Origin of the sequence: Acanthopleuribacter pedis (genome assembly GCF_017377855.1) — a bacterium.
Classification (GTDB): Bacteria; Acidobacteriota; Holophagae; order Acanthopleuribacterales; family Acanthopleuribacteraceae; genus Acanthopleuribacter; species Acanthopleuribacter pedis.
On sequence record NZ_JAFREP010000054.1, the window covers coordinates 1 to 20,066 of the forward strand.

Genomic DNA, 20,066 nt, shown 5'->3' on the forward strand with positions numbered 1-20,066 from the left:
CGTTGAACGGGACGGGGCGGCCTTCAAGCCCAACGGCAAGGATACGCTGGGCACCGCTCGTTTCAACCGGTTCGGCGAGGTCGTCGGCGGCACCCGTTTGGGCAGCAAACAAACCGTGGAACGCGACGGTTTGGGCCGGGTCACCGCAACCACGCTGGGCAACCAATCGGCCACGTTCCAGCACCTCACCGTCGGTAACCGCGTGGTGGTCGCGAGCGAGAATAAGGCAAGCGATGCCGCCTGGCGCGAAGCCTACGACGAACGTGGTTTGCTCCGCGAGGTCACCGTCGCCAAACCCATCGCGGCGACCACCCGTTTCACCTACGATCCCTTGGATCGTTTGGTGAGCGTGGTTCGCGGCGAGGGGCCGGCCGTGGGCACCACCCGTTACAGCTACTTCGAGGATACCGACATCGTGACGCGGGTGACCGGTCCCGCCGGCATCAGCCAGAGCCAAAATGTGGTGATCGGGGACGCCGGTATCGAGATCACCCGCGCGGATGCCACCATCGCGGGCCAAACCGACACCGTGCCGATCAACATCAGCGCCGACGGCTTGACCGTGCAGCACGAGCTGGGCGGGGTTGGCACCGCCGTCACCCAATTGGACGGCTTTGGGCGGCCGACGGAAACCGGGGCCGGCGAAACCAAACAAACCACGACCTACGCCGAGGGCGAAACCACCACGACCGACGGCTTTAACGGGCGAACCGCCACGTTAAAGGTCGAAGATCCCTACGGCATCAAACAAAGCATCAGCGTCAAAGATCAAAAAACCGGCGACACCCGCGCGGCGAGCTCGGAAGTCACTTTTGACAGCACGGGCATGATCACCAAAACCACCCAAGGCGGGCAGGAGCGAAGTGTCCGTGTGAACGGTGAGGGCGAGATCGAGGAGATCCGGGTCGGCGACCGGGTGGTTACTTTGGCTGACTACCACGCGAGCGGCGCACCGGGTTCGGTCAGCGTCGGGCGCGACGGCGTCACCGGCAACACGACCGCTTCCACCGAGTACGACAGCCACGGCCGGCCGATTTCCGGCACCGATCCCCACGGCCACACTTGGTCCCTTACCTACAACGACAACGGCCAGGTGGCGACTTATACCCATCCACGGGGGATGGTGTTTGATTACGCGTACCATCCCGAGCTGGGCATCCTCAACCGGGTCAGCACCAACGAACCCAACCGGACCGACAGCGAACTGGTTCTGTTCGCGCGTGGCGAAGGTGACAGCGGTTTGCTGAGCGGTACCTTCGGCAATTGGCTGGGTCATCAGCAACAGATCGGCATCGATGTGGGCGACAACAACAAGGGCGTCACCCTCACGGAAACCACCACCACGGCCGGCAGTGCCAAACGCGGCGTGACGCGTAGCCTGCGTTTGGAAGAAGGAACCGGCTTGCCGACCCAAGCCGAGGGCCCGAGCGGCACGAGCCGCTTCAGCCATGAAGCATTCGGCAACAAAAGCGAGGTCACCCTGCCCAACGGTGCCACGGTAGGTCGTGAAAACGACGGATTCGGCGGTGCGCTGCGCAACACCCGCAACGGGTTGACGCAAACCCAGGTGCGTCGCGACGAACGCGGTCGGATCGTCGGCCTGCGCACGCCCAACCGCGAGATCAGCCTGACCTACGACAAAGCGGCCGACGCCTTGGCCCGCATCGACGGCCTAAAAGAGCCCATCGCTTTCACCGATTTCAACCATCTCAGCCAGCCGGGCCCGCATTTCTCACAAGGATTCGTCGCGAGAAGCTGAAAGCCTTGTGAGTACGAAGATTACGACCGAGAGACGGCGCAGGCGTAGCAGCGCTACGGCGAAGGCGGCTCGACCGAGTAAACGAAGTAATCGCATGGGTTTCGGCTTCGTAGCAGAATTCCTTGTGAGAAATGCGGGCTAACCGCGCCGACATCGGCAACGGCCGTTTGGTGATGGAGATGGAATACCACGGCGGCGGTCGCCTCAGCTGCACCACCGAAACCAGAAAAGGCGGACTGAGCACAAAGCGCACCTACAGCAGTTTCGGCGACCTGAGCAGCATCAAACGGGGCAATCAACCGGCGGTGTCCTACAGCTACAACCGCTGGGGCGGCGTGGCGAGCATGCGCTACAAAGGTCGGGACTACGAGGTGTTTGGCAACGGCGCATCCGGCAAGCTCAACTTCCCCGGCGACGTCACCGCCGACATCGATTCCAAGGGCCGATTAATCGAAGTACAACGCCCCGGCCTGGCCCTCAAAGAATTGACCTACAGCGATGACGACCAACTGGACCAACTCTTTTTTGGTGGTCAGTTGCTTCGCGACTACGATTACCGCAACGGCGATCTCAGCGAGATTCGTGTCGTCAACGCAAACGGCCCCGAGGACCTGTACGCATACCAATACGACGAACACGGCCGTCTGAGCACCATCCTCGAAAATGGCGCGGTGTTGGCAGCCTGGACCTATCCCGACCCGGACAACAGCGCCGGCCAGGACCCGGATCAACGCTTCGTGGACGGGGAACGGGTGCTGAGTTATACGGATGGAAACGGGGTGTTGCACCGCTACGGCTACGATGCATACGGGTACACCAACCGGATCGACATCGAAGGCGGCCCCACCTTCCACTTCCGCCGCGACGACGCGGGTAACCTGTTGGAACTGCAATCAAGCGGCATGGCCGTAACCTACACGGATTGGCGAGAAGGCTTGCCGTCGACCATGACGTGGGGCGACGGCACGCGTTTCAGCATTGATCGCGACAGCAACAACAACCTGCAGCGCATCGCCGACGACGCCGAGGTCTTCGTCCTCGACCTCACCTGGCGGCCGGAAAGCGCAAGTGGCGACCCCTGCGAATCAGGCGGCACCGAAGACAAACGACTCACCCGAATCGAACGAAAAGCAAGCACCTTCACCGAAATCATCGAACCCAGCTACAACAGCGACGAACAGCTGACGGGCGTCACCATCAACCGCAACAGCAACAGCGTCACCGACCAAATCCAAGAAAGCTACGGCACGGTGCAAAACCAACTGCTCGGCGGCCTAACCCGCCTGCTGAACAACCAAATCTTGGTCGACGAACAATTGGAAGCCGAAGCGGGCGCGGACAACCGCCGCATCCACCAACGCATCGGCGCGGCGAGCGCAACGGAACCAAGCGGCACCGACCATTACAGCTATGACCCAATCCTGGGCAACTTGCAACAAATCAACCGCCGCGACGGGACGGTGCGCACCTTCGTCTGGGACGGTTTCCGCCGCCTACGCGAGATCCGCGACGACAACAACCTAACCGCCCAATACCACTACGATCACCAGTACCGGCGCATTCGCGCGGCCACCCAACACCACCCGCAACCGCTGGCTTTCGCCTACGAGGGCAGCAAAGTCATCGCCATCGGCCTGTACGAGGGACCGGGCCAAGTCCAATGGACCCACGCCGTCGGCCAAGGTCCCCTCGGGCCGGCCTTCATCAAAGACCTAACCGGCGCGGGCATGGACTACCACATCTTCACCGACCACCTCGGCACGCCACTGGCGTACAAAAACACCAACACGGGAACGATTTACATCAACCCACGATCACCCTGGGGCGAGTCCTTGGCCAACACGCCAACGCGAGGTTCCCCCTACACCACCCAAAACTTCACCCTCCCGCCAGACCCCATCTTCCCAACAACCCCCCTCGGCCTAAGCGGCCACCTCGAAGACGCGGACACCGGCCTAACCTACATGCACCACCGCTACTACAGCCCCGAGCTAGGCCACTTCCTAAACCCCGACTTCCGCGCCCCCGACATCTACGACCCCACCACCTTCACCGAACCGTATTCGTATGCCACCGGTAACCCAATGATGTTTTGGGACCCGAATGGGCTGGAAACAGCTTTAATCCAGCGTAAAGATAATACTTCTCTATCAGTTGACTTCAAACCAAGTGATTTCGGATTAGATTCCTTGAAAGATGCAACACATGAAGAACTGGAAACATTATCCGGTGATATTGTTAATTTATTATTTGAAGAATACAGAAATGAAAATGATTCATATGTTATAAATAACTTCAGTCCTGCCATCAGAGATCTCGTTTTTTCGCGACTACTAACTGAGGATTTTCGGGATTTGAAAGAGCTTGGTATTTCAGTAGACCTTTCTGAAGTAGAGATGATAAACACCCTGGCTACAGCTAATCTAAAAGATGAAAAACTGATGGGTTTAATTCCTCTTTGGTATAAAGAATACAACCCTACGTTTAACGCCAGTGTCAACGAATACCTTTATAGTTTAATCGCAGCAAAGGAACAGGACGAATACTCTGAAATAATTTTTGACACCGTCAGACGTGGAACAAATGAATATACGGTGTTCAACAGGAACTTTGAAAATGCTGCTACCTCAGTTGTTGGAAAGGTATCCAAAGTCTCTTTTGAGCAATTTGGAATAGATAAGATAGGTTATTTCATGACCTTCTTTGTTACCGCAAAGGGCATGAAGTTCCCAATGGAAGAAGTTTTCAAGAATGTCGCTTTAGGCCACTACAGACATGAAAAATACAGGCGGAAAGCAGATCTAGAAGCATTTGCGAACCAAATGAATGCCTCAGTCTCAAAGAACTGGTCTCAAAGGGGTTTTCATAGACTTGCTGAAAATAAATGGCCTGTAGCCTTTTCGGCTGCCATGAATACTGCTATAAACAGGGGAGGAAAAATTTTATTTGATCTGACTGAAGTGAATATCAGACATGCATTAAATCCTAAAAATGCTAACAAGTCTTGGCTAGATGGATATACCGAATGGGAGCTTCGTCAAATCTTAGGAAACAAAAATTGGCTCAAGAATACTATTTTTTACATGAACGGAAAGAGGCTTAACAAGAGAGATCTTAAAAAATTAGGCATTCTTTAAAAGGAGGTAGTCAAGTGTTTGGTGATTTTAAAGTGGCGCATACTTTGGCAGACGGTACTTCTGCTTATGCGTGGGTTCAAGTGAAGTTAAGAGAAAATTATTTAGGAAAAATTCAGATAATAGATTCAGGCAATCAAGGGGAATGGAAAACAGCAGTAGATTTTGGGGTTAATGTGGCTTGGGACTTAATGAAAAATCCCTCAGGGTTGAATGGTGTCGATGTGATTATTGAATCTATTCATGGTCACACAATAGACACAACTAATGTGGTTATGGCTTATGCTGCTTGTATGGCAATTTTAAAAGCTGTTAATATTGCACCGAAAACCATGCCGTCTATGAATGTAAACTCTCTTGAGTTTACCTTTCCAAAATAACACGTAGTGTCCCAAAAATAACCACGCCACCAATTTACACAAAAATCCGTTCCTCGCTACGATATTCAATGGTTTGTTTCATGGAAAACAGTCGATTATTTTGTCGGCGAGAGGACTGTTTTTGGTACAAACGGTTTATTTGGACGCACTCTAGCCTTGGATTTCGATTTACATCCACGTCGTTCTTAACCAGAAACGCGATGATAAAAGCTGAGCAAGCCGCCCAGCCGGGTTCGTCGCCGGATTTTGCCCTGTGATTGGCCCTGTTCGCCGGAGATCAGCCGGTTACCGAGTCCTTGATGGGGGCGTTCCTCATGGTAGTGGGTCACATATTCACGCAAAAGGTACTCAAGTTGTTCCCAGGAGAAAATCACGAATCGATCCAAGCATTCTTCGCGGATGCTACGAATCACGCGTTCCACGTGAGCGTTCAAGTTGGGTGAACGAGCCGGCAGTTTTACCGTGGTCACGCCCGAAGCCGCCAAGGTTTGTTTCAGCTTTTGGCTAAAAACCGCCGCCCGGTCGTGGATTAGGTACGACCCCTCTTTCAAAAACCCGTGGTCTTCATCGGTTTCGTTGCGGGCGATCTGAACCAGCCACGCCTGCGTCGGCTCATCCACGATGCCGGCGACGTGGATTCCTCGGGTCGCCAAGTGCAACATCACCAGGACATGCACGCGCTGAATGCCCCAGCCGCGGGTCAGTTCTACGGTAAAAAAGTCCGCGGCAACCATACTCGACCACTGCTGCTCCAGGAAATGATGCCATGATCGGGCGCGTTTGGGGGCGGGGTTCAAACCGCCGTCCTCCAAAATTCGCGCCACGGTGTTTTTCGAAAGCGAAACGCCGACCTGCTTCAGTGCCCCAACGATCCTGCGATAGCCCCAGCTTGGATTCTCCTCGGCCAAACGCCGGACCAAAGCGACGGTCTCTGGCGCAGTGGCCGGTCGACCTCGTCGTCGCATGGAATCGGCCGACTATTTCTGATGCACCAGCTTTTTATACCAACGCAAAAACGTGTCCGGGCTGTAACTCAGGGCCGCGATGTCTTGCAAAAAAATGGGGCACGGCCCGCGCGAGGATTGCAAGTCGCCGCCGCTGTTGGTCGGTTAAACGTTTGTCCCTGCCATTATTTAATGAACGAATCGTTTCACGCTGAACCCGAATCAGACCCAGAAGAAAATCGAGCACGGCCTGCTGACGCGTTTCCACCTTCCCCAAAAACAAAACCAACCACAAAACGTTCAGCCACGACATCGTTTCTCCTCCATAACCATCCATGATCTTAGGCTCCGTATTCGGCAGCAATAAGGAGAGATAGGCGGAATTGAAGAAATCCACCGCTTGACGAAGCGTGCCCACGGCGCTTTGGGTTCTTACCTAAGAAGCGCTGACGCGGTGGTTTTGACTAAACCTCTGGGCTACAACGGCCTGTGAAAATGCTCACCGCACCCAGCGGGTGCGGTCGGGCGCGACCCCGGTCCGCTTTTCCCAAGCCATTTCGCTCCAGATCTTTAGCCAAACCCCCTCGCTCTTATCGCGCTTCTTAGGTCTTAACCGGCATTCGCCAAACTGAGATAGATTGATGACGCGCGGGAGAAGGGTGAACCCAAATGTGCTTCAAGGGACGGGCGAAGCGCGCACATTCCATGGGAATGACCCACTTCCACGCGGGTAAGGGTCATGCGGTCGCCCCTAATCAGCTTCGCGGTAGATTTTGGCTGTGCCACGCGGGCTAACCGATGGATGGTTCCAATGATGTCGGTTACTTCGCGAATACCTTGCGGAACCAGGCGCCCATGTCGCGGATTTCTTCCGGGCACACGCTGTGGGGCATGGGGTAGTCCTTCCATTCGACGGCGTAACCCATTTGCTGCATCCAGGTGTTGGAGGCTTGGCCGAGTGTGATGGGCAGGACGGGATCGAAGGCGCCGTGTGCCATGAAAACCGGGGTAGCTCGGTTGCTGTCCGTCGCTTCGTTGCCGGCTTTGTCGTGGAGCGGCAGGTAGGTGGACAAGGCCATCACACCCGCCAGCTTTTCCTCGGTACGCAAGAAGGTGTGCAGCGCGATGGCGCCACCTTGAGAGAATCCGGCCAGAACCAAACGTTCGGGGCGAATACCGCGGTCGAACTCGCGCTGCATCAGCGCACGGACGTGGGCTTCGGAATCGCGGACGCCGGCCTCATCCTGCAAGCCGTTGCGATCCAAGCTGAGAATATCGTACCAAGCACGCATGGCCATGCCGCCGTTGATGGTCACCGGGCGCACCGGCGCGTGGGGAAACACAAAACGAACACCCATGGCACCCAAACGCAGCTCTGGAACAATGGGCTCAAAATCGTGGCCGTCGGCACCCAGGCCGTGCAAAAAAATCACCGCGGCGTCGACATCGGTCCCGTGGGTTACTTCAACTGTTTCCAATACATCGGCCATGCTTCGCTCCCTCATCCATCCATTCAATTGCGGTCACCGGGAAAGCCCGCGCCGTGAAGCGCTTAGATTAGCGAGTAAGGCGGGGGAAGGCAAGGACAACCCCATGGCAAGGAAGCCCCGACAACCGAAACAAATTTTTCATCGATCCCAACAAAAGGATTCTTAATCTTTTGGATTCCGCTACCGATAGGAAAGGTGATATCCCGTTACGCACGATGCTAAAAACGCGACAGCGAGCTTCTCCCACATGATGGTGCCTTCGTTACGATTTACTGATCCAACCACGCCAGGGGCAACGTCCGTGAAGCTTGCTGTTTTCGGGTTCCGGCCGACGAAACCAGGGTCCCCACGACCTTTTGGATTGTCAACCGGGATCGGTTCTCCTCGACCGCCACGCGGTTGTTTTCGTGGGTTCAACGGTCACCCCTATTTCCGCCACTTGATCAGGCAAAACCAAAAGCCTGCCGGCGGAACCCGTCCCAGCCCGCGCGACGTTCTTTACCGAACACCCCTGATCACGCGGCCCGACGAACCAAAGCCACAGGGTAAGGAGTTATTCATGACAGAAACCAAACCTTATGAAGAGCGCGAATTGACCGACCGCTCTTTGAAACACGGCATCCACAAATTGATCTACGGCCGCGACACCTTCCAACGTCGCCACGGTCACCCGGCCGTGCATCCCAACGAGTCCACCACGTTGAGCCTAACCAAATCCGAGGTGTGAGGGGTTTTCTTTGGACCCACAACAATACCGCTTACTTGTTGTTGACGATTTCGATCTGAATCGCGATCTGCTCATGCGCCGTCTGCGCTCCTACGGCTATCAAGCCGAGGAAGCGGACGGTGGCTTGGCGTGTTTGGCCCAATTGGAAAAAGGCCGGTTCGATTTGATTCTGCTCGACATCATGATGCCTGATATGGACGGATTCGAAATTGTGGCCAAGGTGCGCGAGCGCTGGGGCAAAGACATTATGATCATTATGGTCACGGCCAAGGACAACAGCAGCGATGTGGTGCGTGCCCTCGATTTAGGTGCCGACGACTACGTCACCAAACCCATCGATTTCGCCATCGCCAAGGCCCGCATTAAAAACCTGCTGGCCCGCAAAGAAGCGGAGGACGCCCGCCACCAATCGGAAGAACGGCTGGCGCTTGCGCTGCGAGGATCCGAGGACGGTCTATGGGATTGGGACCTCAAGCTAAAGACCATTTATTATTCGGATCAATGGAAAGCGATGTTGGGTTTGCAAAAGGTCGACCTCGGCAACACGCTCGACGCCTGGTTCGACCGCATCCACGACGATGATCTACCACGCCTGCGCAAACAAATCCAACAGCATCTCAACCGGGAAACGGAGCGCCTTTCCTGCGAGATCCGCATCTGCAACGCCGCGGGTGAGTACCTGTGGATGTTGTGCCGCGGCATGGCCTTGTTCGACGCGGACGGCCTGCCCTACCGCATGGCAGGCTGGATGAGCGATACCAGCGGGCGCGGTGACCACGACGTGCTTACCGCCCTGCCGGGCCGCAGCCTCTTTATCGAACGCATCAGCGCCGCCGCCAAACGCAGCCAGATTCAGGAAAACCATTTGTTTGCGGTGTATTGCGTGGGCATTGACCGTTTCCGCGTGGTCAACGAAAGTTTGGGTCACCGCCAAGGCGATCACATCCTGCAAATGTTCGCACGCCGCCTGGAAGGATTATTGCCGCCGGGTTGTACCCTGTCCCGACTCGGCAGCGACGAGTTCGCCATTTTGGTGGAACCCCTGGCGGCAGCGACGGCCGCCAAACCCTTCGCGGACAAAATTCGCACCCAATTGGCCCGCCCCTTTGTTTTCCGCGAACATGAGCTTCACATTACCAGCGGCATCGGCATCGTACTCGGCAGCCCGGAACTGACCGGCGAAGACATGTTGCGCCGCGCCCATACGGCCTTGGACCAGGCCAAATTGCGCGGCAAAAACTCCATCCACTTCTACCAAAACTCGATGAGTGAATCGCTGATGAGCGAACTCAAGATGGAATCGGAATTACGCAAAGCCATCGAACGCGACGAACTTTACGTGGAATACCAACCCCAAATCGACAGTGAAACCGGGCGCATCATCGGCGCCGAGGCCCTGCTGCGATGGCACAGCCGCGAATACGGAAAAATGCCGCCCGGCCGCTTCATCCCCCTTGCCGAGGAAACGATGCTGATCCTACCCATCGGCGAATGGGTATTGGAACAGGCCTGTGCCCAAAACCAGGCCTGGGTCGAGATGGGGCTGCCCGCGATTCGCATCGCGGTCAACCTTTCCTCCCGACAGTTCCAGGATTACGACATCGTCGGGCTGGTCAAACGGGTACTGGACAAAACGGGGCTCGACCCCCACAAGCTGGACCTAGAGCTAACGGAAAGCCTGCTGATGGACAATGTGGAGGAGACGATCGCCCAACTGGAAGGCCTGCACGATTTAGGGGTCCAGCTTTCGGTGGATGATTTCGGCACGGGTTACTCGTCACTGGCCTATTTAAAACGCTTCCCGCTGGATATGCTGAAGATCGACCGTTCCTTCGTCACCCACATCACCTCGGACAAAGACGACGCCTCGATTTGCAGCGCCATCATCGGCATGGCCCATAACCTGCGCATGAAAGTGATCGCCGAGGGCGTGGAAACCGAGGATCACTTGGTATATTTGCGTTCACTCACCTGTGACGAACTTCAGGGTTACCTATTTAGTCCGCCCCGCGACGCGGCGGGCATGGAACTGATGCTGCGGGAGAACAAGCGCTGGTTTGAATAGGAACGCCTCAAACAGAGAAAGCGTTAAGCAGTACGGTTCAATAACTGGTTGATCTTTTCGAGCAAACGTTTGAAATCAATGGGCTTGGTATCGTAATCATCGCAACCCGCGTTGAGGCCTTTCTGACGATCACCACTCATGGCGTGGGCGGACAAACCAATCACGGGAATGTGTTTGGTGGTATCGTCCGATTTCACCCGTTTGGTGGCTTCCCAGCCGTCCATGCGGGGTAAGCTCATATCCATCAAAACAATATCGGGTTTGAGTTCGGCAATCTTTTCCAGGGCCTGAACACCATCAACCGCTTCCTCCACGGTGAACCCTTTGCGACGCAAACGCCGCGAAAGCATGTCTCGGTTCATTTCGTGGTCTTCCACAAGCAGAATGGTTTTCATCAACAAGTCTCCTATCGAACGGGTTCGCGCCGCTTGTTCCTCAGCGCCGATCAAAAGCTAGGGCGATTTCTTTGAGCAAATGCTTTTTGAAATCGGTCGTGAACGGTTCCTCGAAGTAAGGAATATGGGTGATACGCGACGGAGAGTCCAAGGCGGTTTCATGTCCGGGTAGCCCGGAAGCCAAAAAGACGACAGGAACCCGGGCGAGTCCCCGTTCGTGCAGGTTCTCCAGCAAGCTAAACCCGTCCATATCGTGGAGCACCAAATCAACAATCAGGAGTTGGGGTTGATGCGCATCAAGGTAACGAATCGCGTCGCTGCCACGCTGCACGGCTTCGGTACGCCGCTGTCCTGTCGCCAGAACATCGTTGAGACTGTGTAACTGATCGGTATCCCCGCTGACCAGCAGAATGTGCTGGTCGGGCCGATCCTGGAACAGAGCCGAAAGGATGAGGTGGAGACGGGCCTCGGCCACGGGTTTCACCAAGTACCCGAGAACACCGAGGGCCAGGGTTTCCCCAATGTAATCAAACATTGAGATCAGCATGAGGTGCGCCTGGTTTCGCGCGGTTTGCTCTCGAAGTCGGATAAACACCGAACTAGCCACCGACATATCCATCATAACGTCTATGAGGACAAGGGTGGGACTGCTTTTTCCGAGAATTTGGGCGTCCAAATCAACGGGATCCACCAATTCCCACTTTAGCAAAGGGTTATCTGTGTTTTCGGCCAAGGCACGCTGCCGCGCGCTGTTGTCTCCGACAAACACCACCCGGTAACCCTCTGCTGTTGCTTCGGATACCTTGGCCAAGCCACCACCTTCGCCACGAAGCGCGGGTACACTGAGTACCGCATTGGTACCCACGTTAAGGGTGCTTTCCAAGGTCAATTTTCCGCCCAAAAGCTGGGCCAAGCTTTGACACAGTGCCAAACCCAAACCACCCTCTTCACTTTCCGTGAGAACACCGGCATTGGGCGAGAGCACGCCTTTAAAGAGTAAATTCAGTTTTTCCGGGTCGATGCCGCGCCCGTTGTCGCGAATGGTGAAATGAATCCAAGGCAAGGCGTGCACCTGCTCAGTGGTCACCTCAAGCGCGATGGTCCCGTTTTCGGTGAAGCGGTTGGCATTGATCAACAGCCGCTCGAGGATTTGGTGGAGTTTGCCAAGGTCGATTTCCAACCGGTCGGAAACCTCGGGTGCCTCCAAAACAAAATCATTGCCACGTTCCTCGAACAGCGGCTCAAAAGTTTGCTGAAGCTCCTCCACCAAATCGTTGAGCGCGAACAGGTCGTAGTGGGAATGGACCCGGCCCGCGCGAATTTTGGAGAGCTCCAGCACGTGGTTCACTTTTTCCAGCATCTGGCTGCCCGCGGTGTGAACCTTGGCAATGTCCTCGCGCATGTCCGCCAAGGATTCATCGGAGGCTCGATCTTCCAATAACTCGCTGTAGCCGAGAATGATGTTAAGCGGGGTACGCATTTCGTGGCTCATGTGGGCCAAAAAGCTGTCCTTGGCCCGATGCCGTTCCAGCGATTGTTTTTCTACCCGAATACGCAAACGGGTTAACTCTTGTTTGGTGTGCTCGTAGCGCTCCCGCAGTTGTTCCAAAACCGCATGTTCCCGGGTCAGGGGCACCGTTGGTTCATCGGCGTGATTCACCATGTCGGGACCGGTATCGGCAGCCCGTAACGCAAGCGCTTCCTGCAACTGCCGCCGCGCCGCCTGTTCCCGCGCCAGGATCTTTTTGACGGCGAGCAGCTTCCAAAAGGCAACAGCCAGCAAGGAAAATCCAAGCGCACTGGTCAAAAAAAGAATTGGCTGGAGATCAAAATCCATAGCAACCACACCTGGCCGTCACTCATCGCATTTCTGATTCTATCGGCATGTTTGCCAATCTATTGATAGGAAGGTTGGACAGGTTTCGGTTCCCGTCCGACTTTATGGGTGGGATGACGAGGCGGCGCAGCTCATCGTTCATCCAACCCAAAGCCCCCCACCCAATGTATTTCCAATGGTTGCCATGGCCCAAAGCGGATCTTTACACATTGGGGAAGCGCGTCCTACCAAGCAGGCGGGCCCAGACAGCCATCCGCGGCATGGGTTCCGCCTAGAAAGGGTGACTCACGGCCGCGAAACACCCGCCAAGCGAAGATCAGGCAAGCGAACACCCCTTTCCCCCTAAACAGAAACCTTCTCTTCCTACAGCCGTATGGAAGCCTATCGGACACCCTTATTGCTTTGCGTGTCAGCACGCTATTACCCAATGTCGCGGGTCACCCTTTGGCCTCGTGATCCACGAACCAACCGGTCGGCGCCCCGGCGCCTTTCCCTGGTCCGACCACCAAACCTGCCTGGAGGCACACGATGAAATGGCTTACCGCACTTGCGCTTCTTTCCCTGGGATTTGCCATGGCCGGCGAACCCGCCAAAACCACCCTCACCGGTTCTTATGTCTGGAACCACATCCCCAATGAACCCGGTAATTTGAAAGCGGTATTCACCCCAAAAGGTGAAAAAACCTATGACGTGGCGTTTTATTTCAAATTCGACGGCGTCAACCACGTTTACTCGGGGACGGCAACCGGCTCCCTTGAAGACGGGAACCTGGAAGGCAAAGTGAAAAACGAAAACAAGCGGCGCACCTTTACGTTTAGCGGTACCTGTAAAAAAGGCAGCTTTAGCGGGGTCCACAGCGAAATCGGTCGTTCCGGCGAGAAAAAAACCGGCACGCTCACACTTGCCGCCAAGTAAACAGACGGGCGAGCGGGGCACGCCCCGTTCGCATTTGCAACTTTTTCGGAAAAAACATTCTTTTCACACATCTTTTGGTTTCTCTCAGTAAAATAAAGCTTCCTTCTCCCTAAAACTGAACAGCGAGGAACCCATGATTACCGCGCGCCCCTACGACAGTGTCGCTTCATTCGACCAAGCCTGTTTACCTTTTTTGGAAAAGGTCGAAACCCTGATTCCCCGGCTATACACCGACCATCTCGGGGTACCTACCTGGGGCATCGGTTTTGCCCTCGTCGTTCAATCAGGCGGCTCCTGGATGGTAAGGCCCGATTTAAAAGTCGTTTTTGAGAAGGCAGGCATTGTTTTCACCCTGGAGCAAAGCCGTAAATTGGACGAATTGGTCAACGGCTGCGCACGGGGTCTCAACGAAAAAAACCCCGAGGCGGCTTTTGCACTGATCCCCACCTGGCGCGCGGGCGAAGCACCCGACACCAATCCCACCGGTTTGCCCCTGCTCAGCCAAGAACAAGCCTATGCCCTGCTGAAAACAAACCTGCCCGATTACGCGGCCATGTTGAAGGGCCGGTTCAAAACCCATTTGGGTGAGGCGGCGGCCGAGGAATTATCGACCGCGCTGGCGGGGTCCCACGAGGCGGTTGCGCTGCTGTCGCTAACCTACAACGCGCCCAGCTTGATTGGACCGGGTTTAACCAAAGCGCTTTATCAGGGTGATCGCGCGGAGGCCTGGTTCCAAATCCGTTATTTCTCCAACGGTAGCAAAAACGCGGGCCTCGCCAAACGCCGTTTCTACGAAGCGCACCAGTTGGGTGTGCTCCCCGAGGGGACGCGGGCTGAGGCGCAAGGTTTTCAAGCAATGCTGGCGCGGCGCGCTTCCAAAATCGATCCCTACGAGCGGGACTTCGCCAACCAAATCGATGCCGCCAACCGCGATTACGATTTGAGCGCGGACCCGATTGAGACCTTGGCCCAAATCGTCGCAAAAGCCAACAATCTCTCGACTTAAGCCACGTATTTCAACGGGTAACGGCTGTTTTGCCGTCGCGGTAAGCCGGCGTGGTCAGGTAATTTGGCGGCGCGCCAGTTTGTGAAAAATTCCGCCCTGGGCCATCAATGCCTCGTAATTGCCGCTTTCCACCAAGCTGCCGTCCTTGAGCACGAAAATGCGGTCGGCATTGACGATGGTGCTCAAGCGGTGGGCAATGACGACACGGGTCACCTTCAAACGATCCAAACTCGCGGTAACAATGGCCTGGGTCTTGTTGTCCAAGGCACTGGTGGCCTCGTCGAAAAAGAGAACACGCGGTTTGTTGGCCAAAGCGCGCGCGATCATCAACCGCTGAACCTGGCCACCGGACAAGGTACCACCCCCCTCCGAAACCTCGGTGTGCATGCCCATCGGCATGTCGCGGATGTCTTGGTCGATCCCGGCCATGGCGGCCGCTTCCCAGGCGTCTTTTTCGGACAGGGGCAAGGAACCGATGATGTTGTGATAAATGCTGCCCGGCACCAATTGGCTGGTTTGCAGCACGATGCCGATTTGGCGACGTACTTCTTGTAAATCCAAACCGGCCAACTCTTTACCGTCGTAATAGACAGCGCCCGATTCCGGTTTTTCAAAACCCAACAACATGCGAAGCAAGGTGGATTTCCCGGAGCCCGACGGGCCGACGAGGGCCACAAATTCGTTGGGTTTGATGGTAAAAGACAAATCGTCCAAAATCGCGCGACCTTCCGGCTGGTAGCGGAAGGTCAGGTGGCCGACCTCAATTGAACCGCTCAGTTCACCGGGCTCCACCAAACCCTCGTCGGCGGTCTCGGGTATGGCCTCAAGAATGGGTTTGGTCCGTTCGTAAACGGGTAACAGGGAGAACATCATGACCGCGGTGTCTGAAAGTTGCAGGGCGGCGCCCAGGAACAGGCTAAAGGCGGCGGAGAAGGCAATGAAGGCGCCGACACTGAGCCCGGCCTGATCTTCTTGCAGCATCATCATAAAGATGAACAGCACGATGGTCGAGAGTTGCATGTTGATGCCGTTCCAGGTGCGTACCAAGGCTTCAATCAAGCCGGAACGGTAGGTAAGCCGCCGGAGCGCCACGAAGGATTCGGCCCAGGCGGAAAAAGCACGCGCCTCGGAACCGGACACCCGCAATTTAGAAACGCCGCCAATCAGTTGCAGGAGCAATCCGGTAAGACGCCCCTCGATCTGGTTGGCGTCGCGCTCAAGGCGCACCTTTACCAATGACAAGGTCAGGGGAACCAAGGCCAGTACCACCAAACCCAAGGCGACCCAGCCGAGCCGAGGGCTAATCAAAAAGAGTTGGGCCAGGTAAAAGACGCTGAACACGCCGTTAATCAGCGTGGTGATCGCGGGACCCGAAAGGCTGCGCTGGATTTGCATGAACCCCATGGCGCGTTTGATTAAATCGCCGGAACTGTAATCGCGAAAAAACGGAACGGGCAAAGACAAGATGCGATCCCAAACCGCCGCCTGTAGGGACGGGCCGATTTTGCCTTCCAGGCGCAGGAGCGCCAAACCGCGCACCAAGGACATGGCGGCCTTGGCCAAACCGGCAATCACCAAGCCGGCGGCAACCACAACCAGACTAATGGGTTGCGATTGAGGAATGATGATGTCGAAAACCATCCCAATCCCCATCGGCACGGTCAGGCCGAGCAAGGCGATGGCCACGGCCATGGCGAGCAGCGTCACCCATTCCCCTAAAATACCGAAACGAACGTGGGCCACCAGGTCGAAAAAGTTCAGGGCGCGCGCGGGCAAGGGACGGTAAAACATAAAGGCGGTGGGCGAGATGGTTGCGATGTTCTTATCGCTTACCCGCCACCGACGTCCGCTGACGGGGTCGACGGCGTCGTAACGCGCGCCTCGCCTCGGCAGCAAGGCAATGGGCCGTTTGCTTTCGGCGTCGATCCCCAACAAGGGACCGTTTTCTTCACGCCACCACTCCCCGGCCAACACCACTTGGCGGTAGCGGAACCCGGACCGGCGGCTCACTTGTGCCAGCGTCGGGCTGCCTTTCATGCCGGCGAACGCCTCGGTATTGAGTTTGATGTTGGCGGCATCGGTCACCAGCGCACACACGGCCAGCATCCCGTCGCCGCGCACCTCGGCCGGCACCACCTGGGCGGCATCGGCCCCGGTCACCCCGGAGAACCGCGCCCACGTGGCGTCCACCATGCGTTCTTCATTCAAGGCCTTTTGGTTCCAACGCCGGTGTTCGGCCTCGCGTTTGGCGCGGTAATTCCGGTGCAGCCAGGCCAGCACATTGTCGTGATAACGGTCCAAATGCTGTTCCCAATCGGGTTCGGCCAACAGGCGCTCGGTGGCGAGGATCTCTGCCTCACTCTCACAATCCGTTTGAAGCCAAGCACCGCCACTCAGAGGAAAAAAGCGTGAGCCGTCGACGGCATCCACCCCGTCATGGTTAAACGGTCGCGCGGAACCTTTGGGAAAGCGCACCCAGCGCGGTGCATCGGCACAGACAACCACATCGTCGGCGGCAAAGTTCTGTTGTTGTTCGCCCCCGAGCTGATGGTGATTTTTCGGGGTCGGCTCGGAGAAAAGCGCGTTGGCAACCGCGGTTAACCAATCATCCAGGCGGCGTGCGATCTCCCCGGCCCAATCGGGCTCGGCCGACATTTGGGTCAGTTGCCGCCGCGACAGTTTGATCAGCGATCCGCCGTTGGTGCCAACCCCGGTCAGCAAGGGATTGGGCCCGGAAGCGGCGGGTTCCAGGCCAAAAATCAAGGAGCCGGCTTCCATGCGCAGAAAATGGTTGGGTCGCGGTGCGCGATGGTCGGGTTCGGGAAACCCAAAAAACACGTCCAACTTGCCGGACTTCACAAACCACACGTTGTCCGCATCGCCGAGGTCGACCCGTTCATTGCCGGCGGCGGACACCACTTCGGCAAAAGATTCTAAATGACTGAAAAAGGCACTCATCGCGGACCCTTCCTACATGCTCTTGACCAGGTCGGCATAATGTCCTGGCTGTTCCATAAGTTGCTCGTGGTTCCCACGTTGTACGATCTTGCCGCGCTCCATCACGACAATTTCGTCGCAATCGCGGATGGTGCTCAAACGGTGGGCGACGATGATACAGGTGCAACCCCGTCGGCGGACGGCGTCATCAATCCACATTTCGGTTTCGGTATCCAAGGCGCTGGTCGCCTCGTCCATCACCAGAATGGTGGGATCATTCAAAAACCCACGTGCAATTTCCAAACGCTGCCGTTGACCGCCGCTGAAGTTGGCGCCGGCCTCTTCGACCCGACTGTCATAGCCGGCGGGTCGTTCGGTAATCATTTCGTGGATGGCGGCGTCTTTGGCGGCCTGAACCAACTGCTCGTCGGTAATGGTGTTGTCCCAAAGGGTTAAATTCTCGCGAATGGTGCCCTCAAACATGGAAATGTTTTGGTCGACCACGGCCAAGGAGTTCACCATGGTTTCCCGCGGATACGCCTCGCGCGGCTTGCCGTCAAAAAGAATGGCACCGTCCAAAGGCTGAAAAATGCCGGTAACCAGTTTGGCCACGGTGGACTTGCCGCTCCCGGAACTGCCTACCAACGCAACCCGTTGCCCTGGGCGGAGTTCGAGGTTAAAGTCCTCGATCAGCGGGGGTTCAAGGGGATTGTAACCAAAAGCCAAATCGCGAATTTGGATGTGCCCGGAAAGCTTGCTGACGGGTTGTTCTTCTTCCGGTTCCCGCAAACAAGGATCCCTGGGGTACTGGTACACATCGTCGAGTTGCGCCATAAACCCCTTGGCCTGTTGGAAATCGGCACCCAACCCAACCAATTTGTTAAAAGGCCCCATGAAGTTTTTCATCAAGGCCATGAAGGCAACCAAGGTACCCAGCGTCATGCTGCCCTGCATGACGCGTAACCCGCCCAAGCAGAGAATGGCAACGGTGTTGAAATTGGTCAAAAACGGCGGTACGACGGCAATTAAGTAATTCACGCGGCCCAGGCGCTGGTAGGTATTGACGGCCTTGGCCTGGTAACCGGACCACTTGGCGAAAAAGTCATTTTCACCGCCACTCGCTTTTAAGGTTTCGATCAGCCGCAAACCAGTGGCACCGTAACCAAACATTTTGCCGGTATCCACCATCAAATTGACGTTCATGGTTTCCCGCATGCTCGCCACGGAGCGCAGCACCAACAGGTTGGTCATGGCAATCATGACACCCACCATCAGCAACAAGGGGTCAAAAAACATCATCAGCAGGGCATAAAAGGCAACGGTGGTCATGTCGAGGGCGGCGGCGGTCAGCTTGTGGGTGAGCAAATCGGCGACACGATCATTGTTGCCGACGCGGTTTACCAGTTCACCGGAATAACGCTGAGAGAAAAAAACCATCGGCAACTGGAGCAAATAACCGAGATAGCGGGAGGACTCGGCAAGGGTCAATTTGGTTTCCAGACGCAGCAGGTAATACTCTTTAAACCAGGTGAGGAGTGCCTGAATCGAAACCATAAACACCATGCCCAGAATTAGCGGTCGAAACCAGCCGGTCATGTTTTGGATCAAGATGTTGTCGATAAAAACCTTGGAAAAAATGGGTGTCAACAAACCGGGAATGACGAGCATTAAACCGGCGAGGATGATCAGCGCGAGGGAGCGCACGTCGCGAATCCGGCTCCGCAGCATGGCGGTCATGGTGTTTATCACACCGCCGCGCTGAAATTCGGGGCCGGGCTCAAAGGTCAGAGCAACGCCGGTAAAACTGTGGTCGAATTCTTCCACGGTGACCTTGCGCGGACCCGAGGCGGGGTCATTCAGGAAAACCCAGTTGCCCCGTCGACCTTCATAAACGAGGAAATGGTTAAAGTTCCAATGCACAATCGCGGGCGGCGCCATGTCAAACAGGTTTTCCGGTTCGGTCTTAAAACCCTTGGCGGTCAGACCATAACGCCTGGCGGCCTTGAGGATGTTACTGGCTTTGACGCCATCCCGGGAAACCCCGCAGGAGACCCGCAATTCTTCCAAAGGCACAAGTCGGCCATGATACGCCAGAATCATGGCAAGCGAAGCGGCACCACATTCAACGGCTTCCATTTGGATGACGGAAGGCGTTTTCTTCCGTTTGGGCATTGGTTTCTTTTTACGCATAGGACCTTTTCGCAACGAGGATGATCCCGGCGATCCATCGGCTCAGCCGAAACACGAGGAACATCCAAAAATAAGTGACATCTTGAAAACGCCGCGAATAACCCGCGGTCATCAAACCGCCCACCGTTCAAAAAGCAAGGCAGCCGAGAAAAATCATAAAAACGAAGTTGTCTGGGTCTAACTTTAACAGGACGGGATGGGCGGAGGTCAAGCCGGATTCTAAAAAAGCCTTCGCAGGAAAAAAACCATGGTTTTCACCATCAAAGGCCTTGGTTCGCATCCAAACC

14 protein-coding genes are annotated in these 20,066 nt (G+C 56.0%); 7 read left to right on the forward strand and 7 right to left on the reverse strand.

What is annotated here, in order from left to right:
• From J3U88_RS32460 to J3U88_RS32470, 3 genes are all read left to right on the forward strand, one after another.
• A partial coding sequence (locus J3U88_RS32460; RefSeq protein WP_207863257.1) for an RHS repeat protein occupies nt 1–1,759 on the forward strand: 1,759 nt, incomplete at its 5' end.
• Nucleotides 1,760–2,130: 371 nt separating this feature from the next.
• Nucleotides 2,131–4,896, forward strand: a complete 2,766-nt coding sequence (locus J3U88_RS32465; RefSeq protein WP_207863259.1) for an RHS repeat-associated core domain-containing protein — start codon at nt 2,131–2,133, stop codon at nt 4,894–4,896.
• A gap of 14 nt (nt 4,897–4,910) precedes the next feature.
• Nucleotides 4,911–5,273, forward strand: coding sequence for a hypothetical protein (locus J3U88_RS32470; RefSeq protein WP_207863261.1), 363 nt, complete (start codon nt 4,911–4,913; stop codon nt 5,271–5,273).
• A gap of 185 nt (nt 5,274–5,458) precedes the next feature.
• On the opposite strand, the gene J3U88_RS32475 is transcribed toward J3U88_RS32470, so the two are convergent.
• From J3U88_RS32475 to J3U88_RS32485, 3 genes are all read right to left on the reverse strand, one after another.
• Nucleotides 5,459–6,238 (reverse strand): integrase core domain-containing protein, encoded by a 780-nt coding sequence (locus tag J3U88_RS32475; protein WP_207863263.1) that lies wholly within the window; start codon nt 6,236–6,238, stop codon nt 5,459–5,461.
• A gap of 34 nt (nt 6,239–6,272) precedes the next feature.
• Entirely contained in the window at nt 6,273–6,635 is a 363-nt protein-coding gene (locus tag J3U88_RS32480) for a hypothetical protein (RefSeq protein WP_207863265.1), read from the reverse strand.
• A 403-nt stretch (nt 6,636–7,038) separates the two neighbouring features.
• Nucleotides 7,039–7,707: an alpha/beta hydrolase gene (locus J3U88_RS32485; protein ID WP_207863267.1), complete on the reverse strand. Its 669-nt coding sequence runs from the start codon at nt 7,705–7,707 to the stop codon at nt 7,039–7,041.
• 559 nt (nt 7,708–8,266) lie between these two features.
• On the opposite strand from J3U88_RS32485, the gene J3U88_RS32490 reads away from it, so the two are divergent.
• Both J3U88_RS32490 and J3U88_RS32495 read left to right on the forward strand, forming a co-directional pair.
• The gene (locus tag J3U88_RS32490; protein WP_207863269.1) at nt 8,267–8,434 is read left to right on the forward strand and encodes a hypothetical protein; all 168 of its coding nucleotides are present in this window, start codon (nt 8,267–8,269) and stop codon (nt 8,432–8,434) included.
• A gap of 10 nt (nt 8,435–8,444) precedes the next feature.
• A complete protein-coding gene (locus J3U88_RS32495) occupies nt 8,445–10,499 on the forward strand; it encodes a putative bifunctional diguanylate cyclase/phosphodiesterase (RefSeq protein ID WP_207863272.1) in 2,055 nt (684 codons plus the stop codon).
• A gap of 23 nt (nt 10,500–10,522) precedes the next feature.
• On the opposite strand, the gene J3U88_RS32500 is transcribed toward J3U88_RS32495, so the two are convergent.
• Complete coding sequence (locus J3U88_RS32500) at nt 10,523–10,894, reverse strand: response regulator (protein ID WP_207863273.1); 372 nt, start codon at nt 10,892–10,894, stop codon at nt 10,523–10,525.
• Nucleotides 10,895–10,934: 40 nt separating this feature from the next.
• The gene (locus J3U88_RS32505) at nt 10,935–12,731 is read right to left on the reverse strand and encodes an ATP-binding protein (RefSeq protein WP_207863275.1); all 1,797 of its coding nucleotides are present in this window, start codon (nt 12,729–12,731) and stop codon (nt 10,935–10,937) included.
• 528 nt (nt 12,732–13,259) lie between these two features.
• Between J3U88_RS32505 and J3U88_RS32510 the strand changes: the two genes are divergently transcribed.
• Nucleotides 13,260–13,646, forward strand: a complete 387-nt coding sequence (locus tag J3U88_RS32510; protein ID WP_207863277.1) for a hypothetical protein — start codon at nt 13,260–13,262, stop codon at nt 13,644–13,646.
• A 133-nt stretch (nt 13,647–13,779) separates the two neighbouring features.
• Complete coding sequence (locus tag J3U88_RS32515; protein ID WP_207863279.1) at nt 13,780–14,652, forward strand: lysozyme family protein; 873 nt, start codon at nt 13,780–13,782, stop codon at nt 14,650–14,652.
• 54 nt (nt 14,653–14,706) lie between these two features.
• Here J3U88_RS32515 and J3U88_RS32520 read toward each other — a convergent pair whose 3' ends face one another.
• Nucleotides 14,707–17,610 carry an NHLP bacteriocin export ABC transporter permease/ATPase subunit gene (locus J3U88_RS32520; protein ID WP_207863281.1) on the reverse strand — a complete coding sequence of 968 codons (2,904 nt, stop codon included), beginning with the start codon at nt 17,608–17,610 and terminating at the stop codon, nt 14,707–14,709.
• Between the two features lie 12 nt (nt 17,611–17,622).
• The gene (locus tag J3U88_RS32525; RefSeq protein ID WP_207863283.1) at nt 17,623–19,779 is read right to left on the reverse strand and encodes an NHLP family bacteriocin export ABC transporter peptidase/permease/ATPase subunit; all 2,157 of its coding nucleotides are present in this window, start codon (nt 19,777–19,779) and stop codon (nt 17,623–17,625) included.
• Nucleotides 19,780–20,066: the final 287 nt, after the last annotated feature.